Genomic DNA, 21,845 nt, shown 5'->3' with positions numbered 1-21,845 from the left:
AAATGTATCGAATGGCCTTGCGGTACTGGCGAACACGACATATTCGTGCTAAGTGAAAATATATGGGAGAATAAGTATCACTTGTTAAGCGTCGTTCGCGGCGCGCGCCCGCCGTGGCCGCCATGCGGAGGCGGGCTGTAGAATCGCCGCCTCGGGTGGCGTCCCGAATTTCTCGATCAACCAGGACAAAGCATGAGCATCAAGAGTGACCGTTGGATCCGCCGCATGTCCGAGCAGCACGGCATGATCGAGCCCTTCGAGGCCGGGCAGGTGAAGCAGGCCAACGGCGAGCGCATCGTCAGCTACGGTACGTCCAGCTACGGCTACGACGTGCGCTGCTCGCGCGAGTTCAAGGTGTTCACCAACATCAACTCCACCATCGTCGATCCCAAGCACTTCGACCCGGGCAGCTTCGTGGACATCGTTGGCGATGAGTGCATCATTCCGCCCAACAGCTTCGCGCTGGCGCGCACCGTCGAGTACTTCCGCATTCCGCGCGACACCCTGGTGGTGTGCCTGGGCAAGAGCACCTACGCGCGCTGCGGCATCATCGTCAACGTGACCCCGCTGGAGCCGGAATGGGAAGGGCACGTGACCCTGGAATTCAGCAACACCACGCCGCTGCCGGCGCGCATCTATGCCAACGAAGGCGTGGCGCAGATGCTGTTCTTCCAGGCCGCTGCCGATGACGTCTGCGAGACGTCCTACAAGGACCGTGGTGGCAAGTACCAGGGCCAGACCGGCGTGACCCTGCCGCGTACCTGATCAAGATATCGGTAGCGCCGGGCCATGCCCGGCGTTTTCGTATGGGCCGCGTGGTTCATTCGCCGGGCATGGCCCGGCGCTACCTTACTTGCCGCGCCCGAACAGCATGGCGATGCCCACGCCCACCAGTGCCACCGGCCACCAGGTCAGCAGCAGCTTGGACAGGTTCAGATGCGTCCAGCCCAGGTTGCTGGCAAGCATGAACAGGCCGATCAGGATCAGCAGGATGGCGGCGACGAGGTTGAATCGCATCGGGTCGGCACTGTCTCAGGAGTGGGCCGGATATCCTAGCCGTTCCTTCCAGTAGGCGACATGCTGGTCCAGTGCCGCCGGGTCGTAGCGGTGGGCCGGGCCGCTGCCCCAGACCGGGCCAGGCCAGGCCGGATCACCGTCGTGGCGGCCGATCACATGGAAATGCAGCTGGCGCACGATGTTGCCCAGCGCGCCGATGTTGATCTTCTCCACCCCGTCCGAGCCCTTCAGGGCCTTGCAGGCGCGGTTGAGTTCGGTGCGCAGCTTGTCCTGCTGCTCGCCGTCCAGCTCGATCCACTCGGTCACCCCGGCCAGGCGCGGTACCAGCACCAACCAGGGGAAGCGTTCATCGTTCATCAACCGCACTTGCGACAACGGGCCTTCGGCGACCAGCACGCTGTCGGTGGCCAGGCGTGTATCCAGTTCGAACTCGCTCATCCAAGATGCTCCGTGAAGAAGTCCAGGGTGCGTTGCAGCGCCAGGGTGGCGCTGTCTGGATCATACGCATGTCCGACGTCGCGGTTGAAGGCGTGGTCGGCCGGATAGACGTAAGTGGGCATCTGCGGCAGCTTTTCGCGGTGGGCCTGCACCGCCTCCGGCGGAATGCTCTTGTCCTGCGCGCCGAAGTGGAAGATCACCGGGGCCTTGGGCGTTTCGTCCAGATAGTGCACGTTGCGGCCGCCGTAGTAGCTCACCGAGGGCAGGCCCAGGCGCATGGCCGCCAGCAGGGCCACGCTGCCGCCCCAGCAGTAGCCGACGGTGCCGACCTTGCCGTACGGGGCCAGCCGGGTGGCAGCGGCGCGCACCACTTCCAGGGCCTTTTCCATGCCCAGGGTGTTCACCCGTTCCAGCCCGTCCTTCACGCCTTCGGCGGTGTAGGGCAGGGCATCGGTGTCGGCCTCGGCGCCATCGACCAGATCGAAGAACGACGGCGCCAGCACCGCATAGCCCTCGGCGGCGAAGCGTTCGGCCACGCTGCGGATATGCGGGTTGGCGCCGAAGATCTCCTGCACCACCACCAGGCCGGCGCGGGGCTTGCCGTCGGGCAGGGCCTGCCAGGCGCGAACCGGGCCGTGGTGCGTATCCAGGGTGATCCATTCGGACATCGTCGGGAACCTCGTTGCAGGGGACAGGCCTGCATTGTCGGTGCTGGCCGGGTTAGCGGCGCGTCAGCGGCTGTGCCCGATCAGGCGGCTGGCCGTTCAGGCGCAGGCGCCAACCCCGGTATACTGGCGCCCTTTCAGGCCCCGGCCCCCAGGTCCCCCTGCCATGCCGGCAGGGGCCCAGGCCCCCAGAGTCCCGCGATTTCCATGTCCCAGCTGAACCCCAAAGTCGGCTTCGTCAGCCTTGGCTGCCCGAAGGCCCTTGTCGATTCCGAGCGCATCCTCACCCAGCTCCGCTCGGAAGGCTACGACATCGTCCCGTCCTACGATTCGGCCGACGTGGTGGTGGTCAACACCTGCGGCTTCATCGATTCGGCGGTGACCGAATCGCTGGATGCGATCGGCGAGGCCATGAACCAGAACGGCAAGGTGATCGTCACCGGCTGCCTGGGCAAGCGCCCGGAACAGATCCGCGAGGCCTACCCGAACGTGCTGGCGGTCTCTGGCCCGCAGGACTACCAGAGCGTGATGGAAGCGGTGCATGAAGCGCTGCCGCCCAAGCACGACCCGTTCGTGGACCTGGTGCCCGACTACGGCATCAAGCTGACCCCGCGCCACTACGCCTATCTGAAGATTTCCGAAGGCTGCAACCACCACTGCAGCTTCTGCATCATTCCCTCGATGCGCGGCAAACTGGTCTCGCGCCCGGTGGATGACGTGCTGCGCGAAGCCGAGCGGCTGGTGCGCGGCGGGGTGAAGGAACTGCTGGTGGTTTCGCAGGACACCTCGGCCTACGGCGTGGACGTGAAGTACGCCGAAAAGATGTGGCGCGACAAGGCCTACCAGACCCGCCTGAAGGCGCTGTGCGAAGGCCTGTCCGAGCTCGATGCCTGGGTGCGCATGCACTACGTCTACCCGTACCCGCACGTGGACGAGGTGGTGCCGCTGATGGCCGAGAACCGCATCCTGCCGTACCTGGACATCCCGTTCCAGCACGCCAGCCCGCGCATCCTGCGCCTGATGAAGCGCCCCGGTGCGGTCGAAAAGACCCTGGAGCGCGTGCAGAACTGGCGCCGCATCGCCCCGGACATCACCGTGCGTTCGACCTTCATCGTCGGTTTCCCCGGCGAGACCGAGGCCGAGTTCGAAGAGCTGCTCTCGTTCCTGGACGAGGCGCAGCTGGACCGCGTGGGTGCCTTCGCCTATTCGCCGGTGGAAGGTGCCACGGCCAACGCTCTGCCGGACCCGGTGCCGGAAGAAGTGAAACAGGAGCGCCTGGCGCGCTTCATGGAAAAGCAGGCGCAGATTTCCGCTTCGCGCCTGGAAGCCAGGATCGGCACCGTGCAGCAGTGCCTGGTCGATGCCATCGAGGGCGATATCGCCGTGGCCCGTTCGCGCGCCGATGCGCCGGAAATCGACGGCCTGGTGCATATCCAGAACGCCGACCAGGTGGCGCTGCGCGTGGGCGAATTCGTCGACGTGGAGATCACCGAAAGCGACGACCACGATCTGTACGGCGATGCGCTGCCGCCGAGCACGCGCCCGGCGTTCGACCTCAAGGTTCTGTGACAACAGCGATGGCCGCCGACGCCGGCCATCGACGCTTCGTGCCGCCGCCGCGTGCGGCGGTGACCGCAGCGGTCTTCCAGCATCCTCTGTATGCCGGCTTGGCGGCTTTCGCTGACCTGCTGGCCGCACCTGGTTGGCCCGGCGTGCCTGCGCTGGATGCGCGCCTGGTCGTGCCGGGCCTGCAGCTGGTGGAACAGGACGCCGCGCTGCTGGCCGATGGCCTGCACTACGAAACCCGCATTGCCCAAGGCCGCCTCGCCACCCGTGCGCAGAACTGGCATGACCTGTTCAACGCCCTGGTCTGGGCCAGCCAGCGGCCGTTGAAGCGGGCACTCAATCGCCAGCAGTGCCGGCACATCGCCGCGATGGCGCCCGGCCAGCGCAACCGCGCGCAGGCCGCGCTGACCCAGTTCGATGAAACCGGCGTGGTGGTGCGGGTGCGCGACCCTGCGCTGCTTGCTGCGTGGGACGCGCATGACTGGTCGGCACTGTTCGCGCCCGCACCCTGGAAGGCGGGCGCTATCGCGGTGGCGACCGTGTTTGGCCATGCGTTGATGGAGCAGGCACTGCTGCCCGGGCGGCGACTGGTGGGCAAGTGCGTGGTGGTGCGTGGCGATGAAGACAGCGCCTGCATCGAAGCGGTGGTGCAGGCAATCGAACACGGCCAGGCGCTGACTGATCCATTGCAGCTGCGCCCGCTGCCGCTGGCCGGCATTCCCGGCTGGCACGGCGTGCAGGACGCCGCCTTCTACGCCGATGTCGATTACTTCCGCCCGCTGCGCGCAGGGCGCCAGTACCCACCGCCGCTGCACAGCGCCGGGTAGAGTCGACTGTCAGTCGACTGTTTTTCCTGCAATCTGCATCCACGCATGGCGTGGATCTACTGTCGTTGCTTTTCCTGCAATCTGCGAAAGCCCCGCGCTGCGCGCTAGTCGACTGACAGTCGACTCTACCGGGGCGGGTATTCCACCCCGATCACCGCAAACGTGAATTGCCCGCCGGGCAGCTCCACCGAAAACTCATCGTCGATGCGCTTCTTCAGCAACGCCCGCGCCAGCGGCGAATCAATGCTGATCCAGCCCAGTCCGGCATCGGTCTCGTCCGGGCCGACGATGCGATAACGGCTGGTCTGCCCGCTGTCCACGTTTTCCAGCTCCACCCATGCGCCGAAGAACACCGCCTGCGGGTCGGTCGGGGTGGTGTCCACCACGCGCAGTGCGTCCAGGCGCTTGGTCAGATAGCGCACCCGGCGGTCGATCTCGCCCAGCTGCTTCTTGCGGTAGGTGTATTCGGCGTTCTCGGAACGATCACCCTCGGCCGCGGCCGCGGCCAGCGCCTTCACCACCTCGGGGCGGCGCACGCGCCACAGCTCATCCAGTTCGACTTTCAGCCGGGCATGGCCGGCGGCGGTGATCAGGGCAGTGCTTTTTTCTGCGGGGGGACGCCAACGGGACATGCAGTACGGATTCTTTTCAGGAGTAAGGAATGGGGTCGGAGCCCTCCCTGGCGGGAGGGATCCGACCCCGGGGTCAGATCCCTTTCCCACGGAAAGGGCTCTGACCCCGGCAGCGAACGCTCAGCGCTTGCCGCCGAAAATGCCGCCCAGCAGCCCGCGCACGATCTGGTTGCCCAGCTTGGTGCCCACGGTGCGGGTGGTCTGCTTGGCCATGGTTTCAATCATGCCCTGGCGGCGCTTGGTGCCGAAGATCGCATCCTTGATCGCCTGGCCGAAGCCGCCTTCCTGCGCCTCGTCCTGTTCGCGGCTGCGTGCGGCCGGGGCCTCGACCTTCTCCACCGCCTTCTGCGCGCGCTGGGCCAGCAGCTCGGCGGCCGATTCGCGGTTCACTGCCGTGTCGTAGCGGGTGCCCACCGGGCTGCCGGCGCGCACCTGCGCGCGTTCGGCCTCGGTCACCGGCCCCATGCGGCAGCGCGGCGGGGCGATCATGGTCTGCTGCACCGGCATCGGCACGCCCTTGTCCTGCAGCGTGGACACCAGCGCCTCGCCGGTGCCGAGCTGGCCCAGCGCCTTGGCCACGTCCAGCTTCGGGTTCGGCACGAAGGTCTCGGCGGCGGTCTTCACCGCCTTCTGGTCGCGCGGGGTGAACGCGCGCAGCGCGTGCTGCACGCGGTTGCCCAGCTGGCCCAGGATGTTGGCCGGCACGTCGTCGGGGAACTGCGAGCAGAAGTACACGCCCACGCCCTTGGAGCGGATCAGCCGCACCACCTGTTCGATGCGCTGCACCAGCGAGGCCGGCGCGTCGTCGAACAGCAGGTGCGCCTCGTCGAAGATGAAGACCAGCTTGGGCTTTTCCAGGTCGCCCACTTCGGGCAGCTGTTCGAACAGCTCGGACAGCAGCCACAGCAGGAAAGTGGAATACAGCTTGGGCTTGAGTACCAGCTGGTCGGCGGCGAGGATGCCGATCACGCCGCGCCCGTCGTGATTGACCCGCATGATGTCGGCCAGCTCCAGCGCCGGCTCACCGAAGAAGCCTTCGCCGCCGTCCTGGGCCAGGCGCAGCAGCGCGCGCTGGATGGCGGCGATCGACTGCGCGCTGACCAGGCCGTACTCGGTGGAAATGTCCTTCCGCTCTTCGGCCACCAGGCCCAGCAGGGCGCGCAGGTCGTCCATGTCCAGCAGCAGCAGGCCGCGGTCGTCGGCCAGCTTGAACACGATGTCCAGCACGCCGGACTGGGTGTCGTTCAATTCCAGGATGCGCGCCAGCAGTGTCGGGCCCATTTCGCTGACGGTGGTGCGTACCGGGTGTCCCAGCTTGCCGTACAGGTCCCATAACACGGTGGGACTGCCTTCCGGGGCGTAGTCGGCCACGCCGATCTGCGCGGCGCGCTGCAGCAGGCTCTCGCTGCCCGTGCCGGGCACCGCCAGGCCGGAGACATCGCCCTTCACATCGGCCAGGAACACCGGCACCCCGCGCCGTGAGAAGCCCTCGGCCAGGGTCATCAGGGTCACCGTCTTGCCGGTGCCGGTGGCGCCGGCCACCAGGCCGTGGCGGTTGCCCAGTTTCGGCAGCAGGGTAACGGCCACATCGTCGGTCATGCCTTTTCCCAGCAGAATCGGATCCATGGTCCAGCCCTTGTGGTGAATGCGGTCAATGTTAACCGGCGGCGGCAGCCGGTCGCCGGCCGGGTTGCCCGGACCTTGGCGGCACCGCTACTCTGCCTGCCTGTTTCGCACACAGTGCCACCAATGCCCGTTCCTGTCCTGATTTCCCGCACCTGGCCGCTGCTGGCCCTGGTTGGCCTGGTTTCCCTGGCGCCCGACGCCCATGCGCAGCGGGTGTCGGCGCGGGACAAGGTGAAAGTGGACGCGCTGCAGCAGCGCATGGCCGCGGCCGAGAAGCGCTATGGCGACGCCCTGCTGCTGGTGGCCAATGCCGATCCCAAGGGCAGCAACGAGGCCGATGCCGCGCTGGAGGACATGGAAGATGTCATCAGCGAATGCGTGAAGCAGAAGGGCTGCCAGATGGGCAGCATGCTGGCCACCTACAAGCGCCTGCTGAAGCGCGATGCCGACGCCGCCAGCGATGATGACGCCACCGCCGACGCCGGCGACCGCCTGGAGGCCGACCCGGACCACGTCGGCCCGTTGGCTGCCGATGTGCCCGAGGCGGCGCGCGCGGCCGCCCTGCTGAACGACAAGCGCCATGCCTTCGACAACATGGTCGAGTACAACCCGGCCGTGCAGGCCGGCATCCGCCGCTGGCTGACCGACATGCGGCCGGCGCTGATGACCACCTACGAAAACTACCAGAACCTGCGCGCGGTGATGTGGCCGGAATGGGAAAAGCGTGGCCTGCCCGAGGCCCTGCTGTTCGGCATCATGGCCAAGGAATCCAATGGCCGCGTGCATGCATCTTCGCGTGCCGGTGCGGCCGGGTTGATGCAGTTCATGCCGGCCACCGGCCGCCGCTTCGGCCTGGGCCCGGATGGCACCGGCTTCGATACCCGCTTCGATGCACGCAGCGCGGCTGAAGCCAGCGCGACGTACATCAACGAGCGCATGCGTGAACTGAACAACAGCGTTGAGCTGTCGCTGGCCGGTTACAACGGCGGTGAAGGCCGCGCCGCACGCGTGGCCCGCGAAAACCCGGGGCAGAGCTTCTGGGTGGACCGCGTGTACAACCAGTTCCCCGGTGAAACCAAGGATTACGTGCCGATGGTGATCGCCGCGGCATGGATCTACCTGCACCCGCAGCAGTACGGCGTGGAATTCCCGAAGATCAACGCGCAGCCGGCCACGGTGCGCCTGGCCCGTTCGACCACCATCTATGAACTGACCATCTGCCTGGGCAGCCACGGCACCCGCGATGGCTACATGCGCGCGCTGCGCAACCTCAACCCGCGCTACGAGGCCGACGGCTGGATTCCGGCCGGCACCCTCATCAATGCCACCACGCGCATCGCCAGCCTTTACCAGCGCAACTGCGTCAGCGGCCCGCGCGCGGACCTGGCGCGCACGCTGATCACCGCCGATCTGAACGCGGCCATCGTGCGCCCCAGCGCGACCACCTACACCGGCAGCGTCGCGGTGGGTGGGCTCGTGCCGGTGGCCGATCCGAACGCGGCCAGCCCGGTGGCCACGACCCCGAGCGCGCCGGTGGCCGCACCGCGTCCGGCCCCCGCGCCGCGCGCCAAGCCGGCACGCAGCTACAAGGTCGGCAAGGGTGACACCCTGGGCCGCATTGCGGCCAAGTTCCAGTGCGACGTGCCGGTGCTGGCCCGCGCCAATGGCCTGAAGGCCCCTTCCTACAGCCTGCGCCAGGGCCAGACCCTGAAGCTGCAGGGCTGCGACAAGTAACTGCCCGGAGACCCCACCGCATGGACCTGCAAGCCACCCGCGACCTGTTCGAGAACCTGCGTGAGAACACCGACTGGGATCTCAGCGTGCCCCTGCTGTGGGGTTACTACTTCGTGCATTCCACCCCCGAGCGCCTGCAGGCGCTGGCAGCCAGCCTGCAGGAGCAGGGCTACACGGTGGTGGACCAGTTCGAGCAGGAGCCGGAAGAGGGCGATGCGCCCTTCCACGTGCTGCACGTCGAGCGCGTCGAGGTGCACGACGAAGCCTCGCTGGACCTGCGCAACCAGGAGCTGGCCGCACTGGCCAGCCAGCTGGGCGTTGAAGACTACGACGGCGTGGACGTCGGCCCGGCCCCGACCCTCCAGTAGCGTCGAGCAAGCTCGACTGCTCGGGTTTTGTAGAGTCGAGCTTGCTCGACTGCCTTGGCATGGCGTCAGTCGAGCAAGCTCAACTCTACGACGGCATTCCCGGCATTCCGGGAATGCCCGGGATTCCGCCGCCCACCACCCTCAGCGCAGCGTTGCCAGCGCCTGGCCCAGCTGCACCGGGCTTTCCGCGCCCAGCTGCGGGGCGAACTCGGCCACGCCCGGCGGCAGCAGCACGATCACCGTCGAGCCGTAGTTGAAGCGCGCCATCTCGGCGAAGCGCTCCAGCACGATGCCCTGGCCGCGGTAATCCTTGCGGGTAATGCGATCGCCGTAGGCGGGAATTTCTTCACCACTCCAGACCGTTTCCACGCCCGACACCAGCAGTGCGCCGACCATCACGCTCACCATCGGGCCGAAGCTGGTGTCGAAATGGCAGACCAGGCGCTCGTTGCGGGCAAACAGGCGCGGCACGCCGTTCACCGCCGCCGGGCCCACGCTGAACAGTCGGCCCGGCACGTGCACGGTTTCGCGCAGGGTGCCGGTCCAGGGCATGTGCACGCGGTGGTAGTCGCGCGGCGACAGGTACACCGTGGCGAACAGACCTTCGTTGTACGGCTTGGCATCTTCAGCGCTGCCCAGCAGTTCGGCGGCGGTGAACGACTGGCCCTTGGCCTGGAAAATGCGGCCGGCCTCGATCTTCCCCAGCTGGCTGATGCGGCCGTCGGCGGGCATCACCAGGCGGCGCGGATCGGCATCGGCCACGCGCGCGCCCGGCTTCAGTGCACGGGTGAAGAACTGGTTGAAGGTGGCGTAGCTGCGCGGGTCGGGGTTGGCCGCTTCGTCCAGGTTGACGTCGAACTTGCGGGTGACTGTGTCGATCAACCAGCGTGATACGCGCGGATCGTCCGAGTACGCCAGCGAGCGCGCCATCGAAGACAGCAGGCGGTGGGGCAGGGCATACGTCAGGGCGGTGGTCAGGCTCATGGGGCGGATTTCTCGGTCAGCTTCTGCAGGTCGCGGGCAATGGCCGGCGCGTTGAACGGGGGGCGCACCAGGCCGGCAAGGCGGCCCTGCGGGTCAAGCACGGCCAGGCTGGCCGAATGCTCGACGGTGTAATCCTCGGGGTTTTCGTCGAAGTGCTTGCCCGGCACCTTCTGGAACACGAAGCCCAGCGAGGTGGCAAATCGCTCCAGTGAGGGAATGTCGGCGCTGGCGGCCAGGGTGTCCTTGTGGAACCCGTGCACGTACTCGCCCAGGCGGGTGGCGTTGTCACGGTCCGGGTCAACCGAGACGAACAGCACGCGCGGGCGCAGCGTGTCCGGCAGATTCTCCCACTGGTTCTGCGCGCCGGCCAGCTCGGCCAGGGTGGTCGGGCACACGTCCGGGCAGAACGTGAACCCCAGGAACACCAGTGTCCAGTGGCCCTTCAGCTCGCCCGGAATCAGGCGGGTGCCGTCGGACTGGGCCAGGTTGAAGTCGGGCAGGGGGCGCGCCTGCGGGTACAGGGTGATCGCCTCGGTGGCCGGCTGGTTGGCCGCCGGCTTCGGCGCGAACACCTGCTGCGCGGCCAGCAGGCCCAGGCCCGCGGCCAGGGCGATCAGCAGGATGATGCCGACGTTGCGATTGAACATGGGGGCTCCCGCGCGAAGTGGGCCCCATCATACCGGCTGTGGCCGGATCGTTTCCGTCGCAACGGATGCCGGCGCAGGCCGCAAGCCCTATAATCGTGGGCCACTTTGCCCGCAGTACCGCCATGACCGCTGAAACGGCCGCCGAACTCCACACGATCATCGACCTGATCCGCTACGGCACCAGCCGTTTCAACGCCGCGGGCCTGACCTTCGGGCACAGCTACGACAACGCCCTGGACGAGGCCACCCAGCTGGTGCTGCACAGCCTGCACCTGCCGCACGACCTGGGCCCGGCCTACGGCCAGGCGCGCCTGCTGCAGGAAGAAAAGCTGCGCGTGCTGGAGCTGTTCCAGCGCCGCATAGACGAACGCATCCCCGCCGCCTACCTGACCGGCGAGGCCTGGTTTGCCGGGCTCAGCTTCAAGAGCGACAAGCGCGCTCTGGTGCCGCGCTCGCCCATCGCCGAGCTGATCGAGTGCGGCTTCGAACCGTGGCTGGCCGGCCGCGATGTCAGCCGCGCGCTGGACCTGTGCACCGGCTCGGGCTGCATCGCCATTGCCATGGGCCACTACTACCCGAACTGGGAAGTGGATGGCGTGGACCTGAGCGATGACGCCCTGTCGCTGGCCGAAGAGAACAAGGAGCGCCTGCAGGCGCACAACGTCACCCTGCTGAAGTCGGACCTGTTCAACGGCCTGACAGGTCGCCACTACGACCTGATCGTCACCAACCCGCCCTACGTCACCAACGACGAGACCGATGCCCTGCCGCAGGAATACTCCTACGAGCCGGAAATGGGCCTGCGCGCCGGCGACGACGGTCTGGACCTGGTGCTGAAGATCCTGCGCGACGCGCCGCTGCACCTGAGCGAAGACGGCCTGCTGATCTGCGAAGTGGGCGAGTCCGAACAGCACCTGATCAAGCTGCTGCCGGAAGTCGACTTCGCCTGGATCGAATTCAAGGTCGGCCAGATGGGTATCTTCGCGGTCGAATGCCGTGAACTGATCGCCCACAGCGCCCGCATCACCGAACTGGCGGCGCAGCGCCCGTGAGCTCCAATTCGTTCGGCAAGCTGTTCACCGTCACCACGTTCGGCGAATCGCACGGGCCGGCCATCGGCTGCGTGATCGATGGCTGTCCGCCGGGGCTGGCGCTGGATGCGGCCGAATTCGCCCACGACCTGCAGCGTCGAGCCACCGGCAAGAGCCGGCACACCTCGGCGCGGCGCGAGGCCGATGAGGTCGAGATCCTGTCCGGCGTGTACCAGGGCCTGACCACCGGTACCCCCATCGCGCTGCTGATCCGCAACACCGACCAGCGCAGCAAGGATTACGCCAACATCGGCCAGCAGTTCCGTCCGGGCCATGCCGACTACAGCTATTGGCACAAGTACGGCATCCGCGATCCGCGCGGTGGTGGCCGTTCCTCTGCGCGCGAAACCACCATGCGCGTGGCTGCCGGCGTGGTCGCCAAGAAGTGGCTGGCCGAGCGCTTCGGGGTGACCGTGCGGGGCTACCTGTCGCAGTTGGGCGAGATCCGTCCGGCCGGTTTCGACTGGTCGGCGGTGGAAGACAACCCGTTCTTCTGGCCGCACGCCGAACAGGTGCCGCAGCTGGAGGCGTACATGGATGCGCTGCGCAAGTCCGGTGATTCGGTCGGTGCGCGCGTGGACGTGGTGGCCGACAACGTGCCGCCGGGCTGGGGTGAACCCATCTACGGCAAGCTCGATGGCGACCTGGCCGCCGCGCTGATGAGCATCAACGCGGTCAAGGGCGTGGAGATCGGCGACGGTTTCGCCAGCGCCGCGCAGAAGGGCACCGAACACCGCGATCTGCTGACCCCGCAGGGCTTTGCCAGCAACCATGCCGGCGGCATCCTCGGCGGCATTTCCACCGGCCAGCCGGTGGTCGCCTCCATCGTGCTGAAGCCCACCTCCAGCCTGCGCCTGCCGGGTCCGTCACTGGATACCGAAGGCAATGTGGTGGAAGTGGTCACCACCGGCCGTCACGATCCCTGCGTGGGCATCCGTGCCACCCCCATCGCCGAGGCCATGATGGCCCTGGTGTTGATGGACCAGGCACTGCGCCACCGCGCCCAGTGTGGTGACGTCGGTACCATCACCCCGCGCATTCCCGGGCAGATCGATGGCTGATACGCGGCCGACGGTATGGGTGAGCCAGCCGCTGATCGACGCGGCCATCGCGCCGCTGCGCGATCGCGTGCGGCTGCTCGCCACCGAAACCGTCACCGCTTGGTCGCCGCAGCAGATCGCCGAACAGCTGGCCTCGGTCGACGGCGCCATCATCACCCTCAACGAGCGCATCGGCGCGGCCCAGCTGGCCGATGCCGCGCAGCTGCAGGTGATCGCCAACGTCGGCGTGGGCTATAACAACCTGGACGTGGACGCGCTCAGCGCGGCCGGCATCCTGGCCAGCAATACCCCCGATGTGCTGACCGAAACCACGGCCGACCTGGGCTTTGCCCTGCTGATGGCCACCGCACGTCGCATCACCGAATCCGAGCGCTGGCTGCGCGAGGGCAAGTGGGGGCAGTGGTCGTTCCAGACCATGCTCGGTGCCGATATCCATGGCAGCACCCTGGGCATCCTCGGCATGGGCCGCATCGGCCAGGGCATTGCCCGCCGTGGCGCGCACGGGTTCGGCATGAAGGTGCTGTACCACAACCGTTCGCGCCTGCAGGCCGACACCGAGGCGGCACTGGGCGCGACCTACGTGGACCTGGACACGCTGCTGGCGCAGTCCGACCACCTGGTCACCGTGCTGCCGTACACCCCGGCCTCGCACCACATCATCGACGCCGCCGCGCTGGCGAAGATGAAGCCCTCGGCCACCCTGGTGAACATCGCCCGCGGCGGCATCGTCGATGAACTGGCCTTGGTCGATGCCCTGGCCAACGGCCGCCTGGCCGCCGCCGGGCTGGATGTCTACGAGGGCGAGCCCAAGGTGCGCCCGGAACTGCTGGCGCTGCGCAACGTGGTGCTGACCCCGCATATCGGCAGCGCCTCGCTGGCCACGCGCACGGCCATGGTGCAGCTGGCGGTGGACAACCTGCTGGCCGGCCTGGGTCTGTCGGGTAGCCCGACCGCCATGCCGAGCGCGATCAATGCCGACGCAGCCCTGGCTGCGCGTGCCGTGCTGGGTAAAAAAAGCGGGAAACGATAGGGAACCTCCACGCGCCCCGTCCGAGGAGGTTCCCCGAACCCAGCTGTCGTGCGTGAGTTTTCCCCTTCCCGTTTTTCGTGAGAGTTCCCCCATGAGCAATGCACAACGCAGCTTCCACGTCGCCATCGTCGGCGCCACCGGTGCGGTCGGCGAGACCATGCTATCCATCCTGGCCGAGCGCGGCTTCCCCGTCGGCACCCTGAGCCTGCTCGCCTCCGAGCGCTCGGCCGGTGGTGAAGTCGAATACGAAGGCCAGAAGATCAAGATCCAGGACCTGGCTACCTTCGATCCCAGCGGCGTTGAAATCGCCCTGTTCTCGGCTGGCGGCAGCGTGTCCAAGGAATATGCACCGAAGTTCGCCGCGGCGGGTGCCGTGGTGATCGACAACTCCTCGGCCTTCCGTTACGACGACGACGTGCCGCTGGTGGTGTCCGAGGTCAACCCGGACCAGGTCGGCAATCGTCCGCGCGGCATCATCGCCAACCCGAACTGCTCGACCATGCAGATGCTGGTGGCGCTGGCGCCGCTGCACCGCAAGTACGGCATCGAGCGCATCAACGTGTCCACCTACCAGTCGGTGTCCGGCGGTGGCCGTTCGGCGATGGAAGAGCTGGGCAAGCAGACCGGCCAGCTGCTCAGCTTCCAGGACATCGATCCGCAGCGCTTCCCGGTGCAGATCGCCTTCAACCTGATCCCGCACATCGACGATTTCCAGGACAACGGCTTCACCAAGGAAGAAATGAAGCTGGTCTGGGAAACCCGCAAGATCCTCGGTGACGACAGCATCCTGGTGAACCCGACCGCGGTGCGCGTGCCGGTGTTCTACGGTCATTCCGAATCGGTGGCGATCGAAACCCGCGACAAGGTCACCGTGGCCGAAGCGCGTGCGCTGCTGGAACAGGCGCCGGGCGTGGAAGTGGTGGACCGCCATGAAGCCGGCGGCTACCCGACCCCGGTCACCCATGCCTCGGGCACCGACGCGGTGTACGTCGGCCGCATCCGCGAAGACCTGTCGCACCCGCGCGGCCTGAACCTGTGGATCGTGTCGGACAACGTGCGCAAGGGCGCCGCCCTGAACGCCGTGCAGCTGGCCGAGCTGGTCGCCGCCGAACAGCGCTGACACCTGCTGTCCTGTAGAGCCGGGCCATGCCCGGCTGCTTCTGCCCTTCGTAGAGTCGAGCTTGCTCGACTGCTTCTGCTCGCCTGCGTTCAAGGCAGTCGAGCAAGCTCGACTCTACGGGGCATCGCCGCCACCCGATGGGCGCGTATCGCCCCACCCGATGGGCGCGTATCGTCCCATCCGGTGGGTGCGGCCCGTCCCATCCGGTGGGTGCGGCCCGCCTCAATCGGTGGGTGCGGACCTTGGTCCGCACGCTTTATAGTGTCGCCCATGAACAAACGGGCCAAGGGCGCGCGCCGCCCGCTCACCTATCTTTCCGCAGCGCTGCTGGCCCTGGCCAGCAGTTCGGCCATGGCCCTGGGTCTGGGCGACATCCGCGTGCTGTCGCGCCCCGGCCAGCCCTTGCTGGCCGAGATCCCCGTCGTATCGGCCGATCCCTCCGAACTGGAAAACCTGCGGGTGGCGCTGGCCTCGCCGGTCACCTTCGAACGCGTGGGCCTGCAACGGCCGACCGGGCTGGTCAGTGAACTGCAGTTCGAACTGACCACCAATGCGCAGGGCAGGGCAGTGGTGCGGGTGACCTCGCAGACCCCGGTCGAGACCCCGTCGCTGAGTTTCCTGATCGAAGCCGACTGGGGCCAGGGGCGCCTGGTGCGCGAATACTCGGCCCTGGTGGATGCGCCGGCCAATGCCCTGGCGGTGGCCGAACCGGAAATCGTGGCGCCGGCCGGCATGTTGCCGGACACCATCGTCCGCGACGCCCCGGCACCCACGCCGCCTGCCGCTGCGCCGTCTGCGCCGTCTGCGCCCGCCAAGGCGCCCACGCGTGCGACTGCGACGGCGGCACCGCGCGCGGCAGCGCCGGCCGCCAATGGCAGCGTGACCGTGCAGCACGGTCAGACCCTTTCGCAGATTGCCGACGCGGTCGCGCGTGGCAACCAGGTCAGCCGTGACCGGGCGATGATCGCCCTGCTGCGCGCCAACCCCGAAGCCTTCATCCGCGGCAACGCCAACCTGCTCAAGCAGGGCGCGGTGCTGCGGGTGCCGGACGCGGCCGCGCTGGCTGCCGTCGATGCGGCCGAAGCGGCGGCCATGCTGCGCGAACACGCCGCGCAATGGCGGCAGGCACGCACCGTGCCGCAGCCGGCCGGCGCGCCGGCGGCGGTCGCCACTACCGCATCGGCTGCACCGGCCCCCGCCACCGGGGCGCGTCTTGAGATTGCTCCAGCGCTGGCGGCCGATGCCGCCCACGCGGGCACAACGACCGGCACCGCTGCCGGCAGCGAGGGTGACATGCTGGGCAATGAACAACTGCGACAGGCCAAGGAAGACATCGCCACGCGCGATGCCGAGATCGGCGAGTTGAAGCAGCGCGTGGCCGAACTGGAAAAGCTGAAGGACCAGCAGCAGTCGCTGATCGCCCTGAAGGACAACGACCTGGCCGCTGCGCAGCAACGCCTGGAACAGCCGGCGGGCGCAACCAGTGCAGGCACACCGTGGTACTGGCTGGGGCTGCCGTTGCTGCTGCTCATTGCAGGTGCGGCCTGGCTGATGCGCCGGCGCAAGCCTTCGCCCCTGCCGCCGCTGCGCGACGAGAGCGATGCGGCCGCCCTGGCCGCAGCGGTACCGGCCGGTGCAGCGCTGGACACCCTGGCCGAGCAGTCGGCGTGGGCGTCCCCGGCGTCCGGCGATGCCCGCCAGGAGCCGGCGATGCCGGAATGGGCCACCGCGGCCGACACCCACCAGGACGCAGAGGACACCGTCTCCGCGCAGGCCGACGCGTCCGACGCGACCACGCCGCTTGAGGACACCGAAAGCGAACTGCCGGCGGCCGTGGCCACGCCGCCGCAATGGGATGCGCTGGAGCCGGAACCGGAACCGGAAGCACAAGCTGAGGCCGCGCGGCTCGATGCGGTCCCTGCGGAAACCCAGGCCGTGGGCGTACCCGACTACGCCCTGCATGCCGAGCAGCAGCCGCAGTTCCGCGGCGTGTTCGACCTGCCGGCCGAGCCGCACGAAGACCCCGCCGTCGCAGCGTCCGACGCCGCTGATGACGTGGAGGAAGTGCCGGTTGCCGCGCAGCCCGATGCACACGACTGGGCGCCGCGCCCCGGCCAGGAGCGGCTGGAACTGGCCATCGCCTATCTGGACCTGGGCGATGCGCAGACCGCGCGCACCCTGTTGCAGGAAGTGGCCGAGCAGGGCGACGTGCACTGCCAGGCGCAGGCACGTGAACTGCTGGCACGCTTGGATTGATTCCCCATGACGGACACTGCCATGACCCGCGAGCGCCGCATCGACTACGTTGAATTCGCCTCCAGCGATCCCGCCGCCAGCCGTGCGTTCTTCGAAGCGGTATTCGGCTGGTCGTTCGTCGATTACGGCAGTGATTACACCGCGTTCGATGATGGCCGCCTGCAGGGCGGCTTCTTCCGCGCAACGCCGCAGCAGGCCAGCACCGGCGCGCCGCTGCTGGTGCTCTACGCCGACCAGTTGCTGCCGGTGCAGAGCGCGGTCCAGCAGGCCGGTGGCCGCATCGTGCGCGAGGTGTTCTCGTTCCCGGGTGGCAGCCGCTTCCAGTTCATCGAACCGGGTGGCAACGAACTGGCGGTCTGGTCCGAACGCGATCCGGCCTGACCGCACCCCCCAAGGCAAGATCGAGGTAGCACATGCGTTACGCGCTTGGCGTCGAATATGACGGCAGCGATTTCAGGGGCTGGCAGAACCTGGGCGAAGGCGGTCCCAGCGTGCAGGCCAGCCTGGAACAGGCCCTGTCATCGGTTGCCGATGCGCCGCTGCAGGTGGTCTGTGCCGGGCGCACCGACGCCGGCGTACACGGCCAGTGCCAGGTCGTCCATTTCGACACCGATGTCGTGCGCGATCCGCGCGCGTGGATGCTGGGCACCACCACCCGTCTGCCGCGGTCCATTGCGGTGCGCTGGTGCGTACCGGTGGCCGACGATTTCCACGCCCGCTTTTCGGCCCGGGCACGGCGTTACCGCTACCGCCTGCTGAACCGCGAGGTGCGCCCCGCGCTGGACCGGCAGACCCTGAGCTGGGAGCGGCGCGCGCTGGATGCTGGCCTGATGCACCTGGCCGGCCAGGCCCTGCTGGGCGAGAACGACTTCAGCGCCTTCCGTTCGGTGCAGTGCCAGGCCCTGCATGCGCGGCGCGAGCTGCAGTCGCTGCAGGTCAGCCGCCAGGGCGAGGTGATCGAGGTAGCGGTGCAGGGCAATGCATTCCTTCATCACATGGTTCGCAATATCGTCGGTTCGCTGATCCTGGTCGGCAGCGGCGAAAAACCGGTGGAATGGATCGCCGAACTGCTGGCCGGACGCGACCGCACCGTGGCCGGGCCCACCGCTCCCCCGCAGGGACTGGTGTTCCTGGGGCCACTGTACCCCGACAACTGGCACCTGCCCGCCGAGGTCACTCTATGAGCCGCTCGTACTACCGCACCCGCATCAAGTTCTGTGGCATGACCCGCGCCGGCGACGTGCGCCTGGCCGGTGAACTGGGCGTCGATGCGGTGGGGTTCATCTTCGCCCGTGAAAGCAGCCGCCGCGTGGCCCCGGCCGAAGCCCGGGCGATGCGCCAGGCGATCGCGCCGATGGTCGATGTGGTGGCCTTGTTCCGCAACAACAGCAAGGAAGAGGTGCGCGAGGTGCTGCGCACCGTGCGACCGACCCTGCTGCAGTTCCACGGCGAGGAAGACGAAAGCTTCTGCCGCAGCTTCAACATGCCCTATCTGAAGGCCATTGCCATGGGCGGTCGTGAGGAGGTCAACGCACGCACGCTGCAACTGCGTTACCCCAGTGCGGCCGGCTTCCTGTTCGACAGCCATGCGCCCGGTGGCGGCGGCGGTACCGGCGTGGCCTTCGACTGGGCGCGCATCCCCACCGGCCTGCACCGTCCGTTCCTGCTGGCCGGCGGCCTGACCCCGGAGAACGTGAAGGAAGCCGTGCTGGCGACCCTGCCCTGGGGCGTGGACGTATCCAGCGGCATCGAAGTCGAGCCGGGCATCAAGGACGGCTACAAGATGCGCACCTTCGTGGAAGAAGTCCGCAGCGCCGACTGCACCGTGCTGGATTGACCGCCACGGGGCGGGGGCGGCCGCAATGGCCGCTGCCCCGCGTCTTCACATTTGTCCCTGCACGTCCTCTTCACATAGGATAAAAGGGAACGCTGCGGCCATGAGGGCCGCGGCGGGGATCGACGGGGCCGCCACCGGCGGTGTCCGAACGGGCGTATCGCGCCCACAGCCCTGGAAGGCAAGCGATGCAGGAGTTCCTGACCGTAGTGTTCGGTTACCCGACCCTGCCGTACAGCGTGGTGCTGTCGGTGGCGCTGGTGTATTGGGGGCTTGCTGCCTTTGGCCTGGTCGATGACGGGTTTGGCGATCTCGGCGCCGATGGCGCGCTCGACGGTGGCACCGATCTGCATGGCCTGTCGGCCCTGCTGCAGCGCTTCGGCCTGGGCGGGGTGCCGGTCATGGTGGTGGTCACCCTGCTTGCCCTGTTCGGCTGGGTACTGACCTATTTCGTCCATCTCTATCTGCTGCTGCCGCTGCCGGACCTGCTGCGCTGGTCCATCGGCACCGGCGTCGCCCTGCTGGCACCGCTGCCGGCCGTGCCGCTCACCGCCCTGCTGCTGCGCCCGATCCGCCGCTTCCTGCTGCGCCTGCGCCCGGTACCGCAGGCCTCGCTGCTGGGCCGCATCGGCGTGGTGGCCTCGCCCAGGGTGGACGCACGCAGCGGCCACGCCACGGTCGATGACGGCGGTGCCGGGCTGGTCCTGCAGGTGCGCAGCGACATCGAACTGCAGCGTGGCGAGCGCATCGTGCTGGTCGAGCACGTGGCCGAACAGCATTACTACCGGGTGGTCCGCGCCGAAGCGGTCGCCCTCGATTTCCAGGACAACCTGCTTCCGGGCAACAAGGAGAATCACCCATGAGTTTCAGTGGCGCGGCCCCGTTCCTGATCATCCTGATCACCGTCGTGGTGGGCCTGCTTGGCCTGGCGGGTCTGTTCAAGGCGTTCTACCGCAAGGTTGACCAGGGCGTGGCCCTGATCGTCAACGACATGAGCTCCACGCCCAAGGTGCACTTCACCGGCGCGCTCATCATTCCGGTGCTGTACCGCGCCGAGCTGATGCGCATCAGCCTGATCACCCTGCAGATCGACCGCCGCGGCAAGGAAGGCCTGATCTGCCGCGACAACATGCGCGCCGACATCGCCGTGGCCTTTTACCTGCGGGTGAACGAGACCCAGGCCGACGTGCTGCGCGTGGCCAAGGCCATCGGTGCCGACCGTGCCTCGGACAAGCACGCGGTGGACGAACTGTTCAACGCCAAGTTCTCCGAGGCGCTGAAGACGGTGGGCAAGAAGTTCGACTTCACCGAACTGTTCGAAAAGCGCCAGGAATTCCGCGACGAGATCATCGCGGTGATCGGCAACGATCTGAACGGCTATGTGCTGGAAGACGTGGCCATCGATTATCTGGAGCAGACGCCGAAGGCGCTGCTGGACCAGTTCAACATCCTCGACGCGCAGGGCATCCGCAAGATCACCGAGCTGACCGCCGCGCAGAACGTGGTGACCAACGAGCTGGAGCAGAACGAAAAGCTCGCCATCACCAAGAAGAACGTGGAAGCGCGCGAAGCACTGCTGGCCCTGGAGCGCCAGCAGGCCGAGGCCGAGGCGCGGCAGAAGCGCGAGATCGAAACCATCCGTGCACGCGAGGAAGCCGAGACGGCCAAGGTGCAGGAAGAGCAGCGCCAGCTGTCCGAGAACGCGCGTATCGAAGCACAGCAGCTGATCGAGATCCGCGACCAGAACCGCCTGCGCGAAGTGGAAGTGGCCGAGCAGAACCGCCAGCGCGCGGTGGCCATCGAAGCCGAGCGCGTGGAGCGCGCCCGCCAGCTGGAGCAGGTCACCACCGACCGCGAAGTGCAGCTGCAGGGCGTGGAGCGTGACAAGGTGGTCGAGCAGGGCAAGATGGACGTGGCCAACATCACCCGCGAACGCATCTCCATCGACAAGACCGTGGCCCAGGAAGAAGAACGCATCAAGGAAGTGCGCGAAGTCTCCGAAGCCGACCGCCAGAAGCAGGTGCTGATCCTGGAAGCCGAAGCCAAGGCGCAGGAAGCGCTGGTGCGCGAAGTGAAGGAAGCGCAGGCGCGCGAAACCGCCTCCAAGCACCGCGCGGTGGAACTGACCACCCTGGCCCAGGCCGAGCACGAAGCAGCCGGCAAGCAGGCCGAGGCCAAGCGCCTGCTGGCCGATGCGTTCCGCGCCGAACAGGCCGCGCCGGGCCTGGCCGAAGCGCAGGTGCGAGAAGCCTCGGCGCTGGCCATCGAGAAGGTCGGCATTGCCGAGGCCCGCGTGATCGAGGCCAAGGCCGATGCCACCCTGAAGCAGGGCAGCAACGAAGCACGCGTGCTGGCCGAGACGCTGCAGGCACAGGCGCAGGGCGAAGAGAAGATGGGCCTGGCCCGTGCCACCGCCACCGAATCGCTGGGCAATGCCGAAGCCGGCGTGGTGCAGAAGAAGCTGCTGGCCGAGGCCGAAGGCCTGGTGCGCAAGTTCGAGGCCATCGCTTCGCTCAGCGACCAGGCACGTGGCCACGAAGAGTTCCGCATGATGCTGGACAACAGCCTGAAGCAGGCGTTGGCGTCGATCGAGGCAGGCAAGGAAGTCTCGCGCGAGAACGCCAACGTCATCGCCAGCGCCCTGCGCAACGCCGACATCGATCTGGTCGGCGGCGACGGCGGCATGTTCGAGAACCTGGTCAAGGCGGTCTCGCTGGGCAAGTCGATCGAAGGCTTCGCCGGCAAGAGCCCGATCGTGCAGGAGCTGATGCAGCGCTACCTGGGCGTGGCCGTGGCCGAACCGGCAGCGCGGCAGATCGCCGAGGACGCCGACGCGGTGCCGACCGTGTCGGCCACCGTGGTCGACAGCGCCCGTTGATGCACCGTGCGGTGGCCGTCCTGGCCACCGCACGTCCACGATGGCCGCCGCAGCGGCCGTCCATCCGTGAG

At 67.7% G+C, this 21,845-nt stretch carries 22 protein-coding genes; 15 read left to right on the top strand and 7 right to left on the bottom strand.

The window, feature by feature from the left end:
- Window positions 1–192 precede the first annotated feature (192 nt).
- Window positions 193–765 carry a dCTP deaminase gene (gene dcd / locus C1930_RS13860; protein WP_108750257.1) on the top strand — a complete coding sequence of 191 codons (573 nt, stop codon included), beginning with the start codon at window positions 193–195 and terminating at the stop codon, window positions 763–765.
- Window positions 766–849: 84 nt separating this feature from the next.
- Here dcd and C1930_RS20450 read toward each other — a convergent pair whose 3' ends face one another.
- From C1930_RS20450 to C1930_RS13850, 3 genes are read right to left on the bottom strand one after another with little or no spacing between them, the layout of a single operon-like run.
- Window positions 850–1,017 carry a DUF5668 domain-containing protein gene (locus tag C1930_RS20450; RefSeq protein WP_005410498.1) on the bottom strand — a complete coding sequence of 56 codons (168 nt, stop codon included), beginning with the start codon at window positions 1,015–1,017 and terminating at the stop codon, window positions 850–852.
- Between the two features lie 15 nt (window positions 1,018–1,032).
- A complete protein-coding gene (locus C1930_RS13855) occupies window positions 1,033–1,455 on the bottom strand; it encodes an HIT family protein (protein WP_108750256.1) in 423 nt (140 codons plus the stop codon).
- Window positions 1,452–2,123: a dienelactone hydrolase family protein gene (locus tag C1930_RS13850; RefSeq protein ID WP_108756803.1), complete on the bottom strand. Its 672-nt coding sequence runs from the start codon at window positions 2,121–2,123 to the stop codon at window positions 1,452–1,454. The genes C1930_RS13855 and C1930_RS13850 overlap by 4 nt, the downstream gene beginning before the upstream one ends.
- Window positions 2,124–2,327: 204 nt before the next feature.
- Between C1930_RS13850 and rimO the strand changes: the two genes are divergently transcribed.
- Together rimO and C1930_RS13840 are read left to right on the top strand one after the other, a co-directional pair.
- Window positions 2,328–3,689, top strand: a complete 1,362-nt coding sequence (gene rimO, locus C1930_RS13845; protein WP_108771975.1) for a 30S ribosomal protein S12 methylthiotransferase RimO — start codon at window positions 2,328–2,330, stop codon at window positions 3,687–3,689.
- Between the two features lie 8 nt (window positions 3,690–3,697).
- Complete coding sequence (locus C1930_RS13840) at window positions 3,698–4,513, top strand: DUF3025 domain-containing protein (RefSeq protein WP_108771974.1); 816 nt, start codon at window positions 3,698–3,700, stop codon at window positions 4,511–4,513.
- A 125-nt stretch (window positions 4,514–4,638) separates the two neighbouring features.
- On the opposite strand, the gene greB is transcribed toward C1930_RS13840, so the two are convergent.
- Both greB and C1930_RS13830 read right to left on the bottom strand, forming a co-directional pair.
- On the bottom strand, window positions 4,639–5,145 hold the full coding sequence (greB, locus tag C1930_RS13835; protein WP_108771973.1) for a transcription elongation factor GreB: 507 nt from the start codon (window positions 5,143–5,145) through the stop codon (window positions 4,639–4,641).
- 120 nt (window positions 5,146–5,265) lie between these two features.
- Window positions 5,266–6,771 (bottom strand): helicase HerA-like domain-containing protein, encoded by a 1,506-nt coding sequence (locus C1930_RS13830; protein WP_108756800.1) that lies wholly within the window; start codon window positions 6,769–6,771, stop codon window positions 5,266–5,268.
- A 123-nt stretch (window positions 6,772–6,894) separates the two neighbouring features.
- On the opposite strand from C1930_RS13830, the gene C1930_RS13825 reads away from it, so the two are divergent.
- Together C1930_RS13825 and C1930_RS13820 are read left to right on the top strand one after the other, a co-directional pair.
- Entirely contained in the window at window positions 6,895–8,505 is a 1,611-nt protein-coding gene (locus C1930_RS13825; RefSeq protein WP_108756799.1) for a transglycosylase SLT domain-containing protein, read from the top strand.
- 20 nt (window positions 8,506–8,525) lie between these two features.
- Window positions 8,526–8,873: a ribonuclease E inhibitor RraB gene (locus tag C1930_RS13820; RefSeq protein ID WP_108753715.1), complete on the top strand. Its 348-nt coding sequence runs from the start codon at window positions 8,526–8,528 to the stop codon at window positions 8,871–8,873.
- A 141-nt stretch (window positions 8,874–9,014) separates the two neighbouring features.
- Here the strand turns inward: C1930_RS13820 and asd are convergent, their stop codons facing one another.
- Together asd and C1930_RS13810 are read right to left on the bottom strand one after the other, a co-directional pair.
- Complete coding sequence (gene asd, locus C1930_RS13815; RefSeq protein ID WP_108771972.1) at window positions 9,015–9,857, bottom strand: archaetidylserine decarboxylase; 843 nt, start codon at window positions 9,855–9,857, stop codon at window positions 9,015–9,017.
- Window positions 9,854–10,504, bottom strand: coding sequence for an SCO family protein (locus tag C1930_RS13810; protein WP_108750247.1), 651 nt, complete (start codon window positions 10,502–10,504; stop codon window positions 9,854–9,856). Before C1930_RS13810 ends, asd begins: the two co-directional genes overlap by 4 nt.
- A gap of 122 nt (window positions 10,505–10,626) precedes the next feature.
- Between C1930_RS13810 and prmB the strand changes: the two genes are divergently transcribed.
- The 10 genes from prmB (at window position 10,627) to C1930_RS13760 (ending at window position 21,774) form a co-directional block, all read left to right on the top strand.
- Complete coding sequence (gene prmB, locus C1930_RS13805) at window positions 10,627–11,556, top strand: 50S ribosomal protein L3 N(5)-glutamine methyltransferase (protein ID WP_108754847.1); 930 nt, start codon at window positions 10,627–10,629, stop codon at window positions 11,554–11,556.
- The gene (aroC, locus tag C1930_RS13800) at window positions 11,553–12,656 is read left to right on the top strand and encodes a chorismate synthase (protein WP_108753713.1); all 1,104 of its coding nucleotides are present in this window, start codon (window positions 11,553–11,555) and stop codon (window positions 12,654–12,656) included. Before prmB ends, aroC begins: the two co-directional genes overlap by 4 nt.
- Window positions 12,649–13,686, top strand: a complete 1,038-nt coding sequence (locus C1930_RS13795) for a D-glycerate dehydrogenase (protein WP_108771971.1) — start codon at window positions 12,649–12,651, stop codon at window positions 13,684–13,686. Before aroC ends, C1930_RS13795 begins: the two co-directional genes overlap by 8 nt.
- A gap of 91 nt (window positions 13,687–13,777) precedes the next feature.
- Entirely contained in the window at window positions 13,778–14,806 is a 1,029-nt protein-coding gene (locus C1930_RS13790; RefSeq protein WP_108771970.1) for an aspartate-semialdehyde dehydrogenase, read from the top strand.
- Window positions 14,807–15,076: 270 nt separating this feature from the next.
- The gene (locus C1930_RS13785) at window positions 15,077–17,062 is read left to right on the top strand and encodes a FimV/HubP family polar landmark protein (protein ID WP_108771969.1); all 1,986 of its coding nucleotides are present in this window, start codon (window positions 15,077–15,079) and stop codon (window positions 17,060–17,062) included.
- A 21-nt stretch (window positions 17,063–17,083) separates the two neighbouring features.
- Window positions 17,084–17,443, top strand: a complete 360-nt coding sequence (locus C1930_RS13780; RefSeq protein WP_108754846.1) for a VOC family protein — start codon at window positions 17,084–17,086, stop codon at window positions 17,441–17,443.
- A gap of 32 nt (window positions 17,444–17,475) precedes the next feature.
- On the top strand, window positions 17,476–18,246 hold the full coding sequence (gene truA, locus C1930_RS13775; RefSeq protein WP_108771968.1) for a tRNA pseudouridine(38-40) synthase TruA: 771 nt from the start codon (window positions 17,476–17,478) through the stop codon (window positions 18,244–18,246).
- Window positions 18,243–18,899, top strand: a complete 657-nt coding sequence (locus C1930_RS13770; RefSeq protein WP_108756793.1) for a phosphoribosylanthranilate isomerase — start codon at window positions 18,243–18,245, stop codon at window positions 18,897–18,899. The genes truA and C1930_RS13770 overlap by 4 nt, the downstream gene beginning before the upstream one ends.
- Window positions 18,900–19,084: 185 nt before the next feature.
- On the top strand, window positions 19,085–19,759 hold the full coding sequence (locus tag C1930_RS13765) for an OB-fold-containig protein (protein WP_108771967.1): 675 nt from the start codon (window positions 19,085–19,087) through the stop codon (window positions 19,757–19,759).
- Window positions 19,756–21,774, top strand: coding sequence for a hypothetical protein (locus tag C1930_RS13760; RefSeq protein WP_108753707.1), 2,019 nt, complete (start codon window positions 19,756–19,758; stop codon window positions 21,772–21,774). Before C1930_RS13765 ends, C1930_RS13760 begins: the two co-directional genes overlap by 4 nt.
- Window positions 21,775–21,845 lie beyond the last annotated feature (71 nt).

It is taken from the genome of Stenotrophomonas sp. SAU14A_NAIMI4_8, assembly GCF_003086695.1.
Lineage (GTDB): Bacteria > Pseudomonadota > Gammaproteobacteria > Xanthomonadales > Xanthomonadaceae > Stenotrophomonas.
This window is presented reverse-complemented; position numbering and strand designations above follow the sequence as displayed.

Excerpts from the sequence above, each read along its gene's own strand:
- dcd (WP_108750257.1), top strand. The coding sequence starts at position 193 with ATGAGCATCAAGAGTGACCGTTGGATCCGCCGCATGTCCGAGCAGCAC.
- C1930_RS20450 (WP_005410498.1), bottom strand. The coding sequence starts at position 1,017 with ATGCGATTCAACCTCGTCGCCGCCATCCTGCTGATCCTGATCGGCCTG.
- C1930_RS13855 (WP_108750256.1), bottom strand. The coding sequence starts at position 1,455 with ATGAGCGAGTTCGAACTGGATACACGCCTGGCCACCGACAGCGTGCTG.
- C1930_RS13850 (WP_108756803.1), bottom strand. The coding sequence starts at position 2,123 with ATGTCCGAATGGATCACCCTGGATACGCACCACGGCCCGGTTCGCGCC.
- rimO (WP_108771975.1), top strand. The coding sequence starts at position 2,328 with ATGTCCCAGCTGAACCCCAAAGTCGGCTTCGTCAGCCTTGGCTGCCCG.
- C1930_RS13840 (WP_108771974.1), top strand. The coding sequence starts at position 3,698 with ATGGCCGCCGACGCCGGCCATCGACGCTTCGTGCCGCCGCCGCGTGCG.
- greB (WP_108771973.1), bottom strand. The coding sequence starts at position 5,145 with ATGTCCCGTTGGCGTCCCCCCGCAGAAAAAAGCACTGCCCTGATCACC.
- C1930_RS13830 (WP_108756800.1), bottom strand. The coding sequence starts at position 6,771 with ATGGATCCGATTCTGCTGGGAAAAGGCATGACCGACGATGTGGCCGTT.
- C1930_RS13825 (WP_108756799.1), top strand. The coding sequence starts at position 6,895 with ATGCCCGTTCCTGTCCTGATTTCCCGCACCTGGCCGCTGCTGGCCCTG.
- C1930_RS13820 (WP_108753715.1), top strand. The coding sequence starts at position 8,526 with ATGGACCTGCAAGCCACCCGCGACCTGTTCGAGAACCTGCGTGAGAAC.
- asd (WP_108771972.1), bottom strand. The coding sequence starts at position 9,857 with ATGAGCCTGACCACCGCCCTGACGTATGCCCTGCCCCACCGCCTGCTG.
- C1930_RS13810 (WP_108750247.1), bottom strand. The coding sequence starts at position 10,504 with ATGTTCAATCGCAACGTCGGCATCATCCTGCTGATCGCCCTGGCCGCG.
- prmB (WP_108754847.1), top strand. The coding sequence starts at position 10,627 with ATGACCGCTGAAACGGCCGCCGAACTCCACACGATCATCGACCTGATC.
- C1930_RS13795 (WP_108771971.1), top strand. The coding sequence starts at position 12,649 with ATGGCTGATACGCGGCCGACGGTATGGGTGAGCCAGCCGCTGATCGAC.
- C1930_RS13790 (WP_108771970.1), top strand. The coding sequence starts at position 13,778 with ATGAGCAATGCACAACGCAGCTTCCACGTCGCCATCGTCGGCGCCACC.
- C1930_RS13785 (WP_108771969.1), top strand. The coding sequence starts at position 15,077 with ATGAACAAACGGGCCAAGGGCGCGCGCCGCCCGCTCACCTATCTTTCC.
- C1930_RS13780 (WP_108754846.1), top strand. The coding sequence starts at position 17,084 with ATGACCCGCGAGCGCCGCATCGACTACGTTGAATTCGCCTCCAGCGAT.
- truA (WP_108771968.1), top strand. The coding sequence starts at position 17,476 with ATGCGTTACGCGCTTGGCGTCGAATATGACGGCAGCGATTTCAGGGGC.
- C1930_RS13770 (WP_108756793.1), top strand. The coding sequence starts at position 18,243 with ATGAGCCGCTCGTACTACCGCACCCGCATCAAGTTCTGTGGCATGACC.
- C1930_RS13765 (WP_108771967.1), top strand. The coding sequence starts at position 19,085 with ATGCAGGAGTTCCTGACCGTAGTGTTCGGTTACCCGACCCTGCCGTAC.
- C1930_RS13760 (WP_108753707.1), top strand. The coding sequence starts at position 19,756 with ATGAGTTTCAGTGGCGCGGCCCCGTTCCTGATCATCCTGATCACCGTC.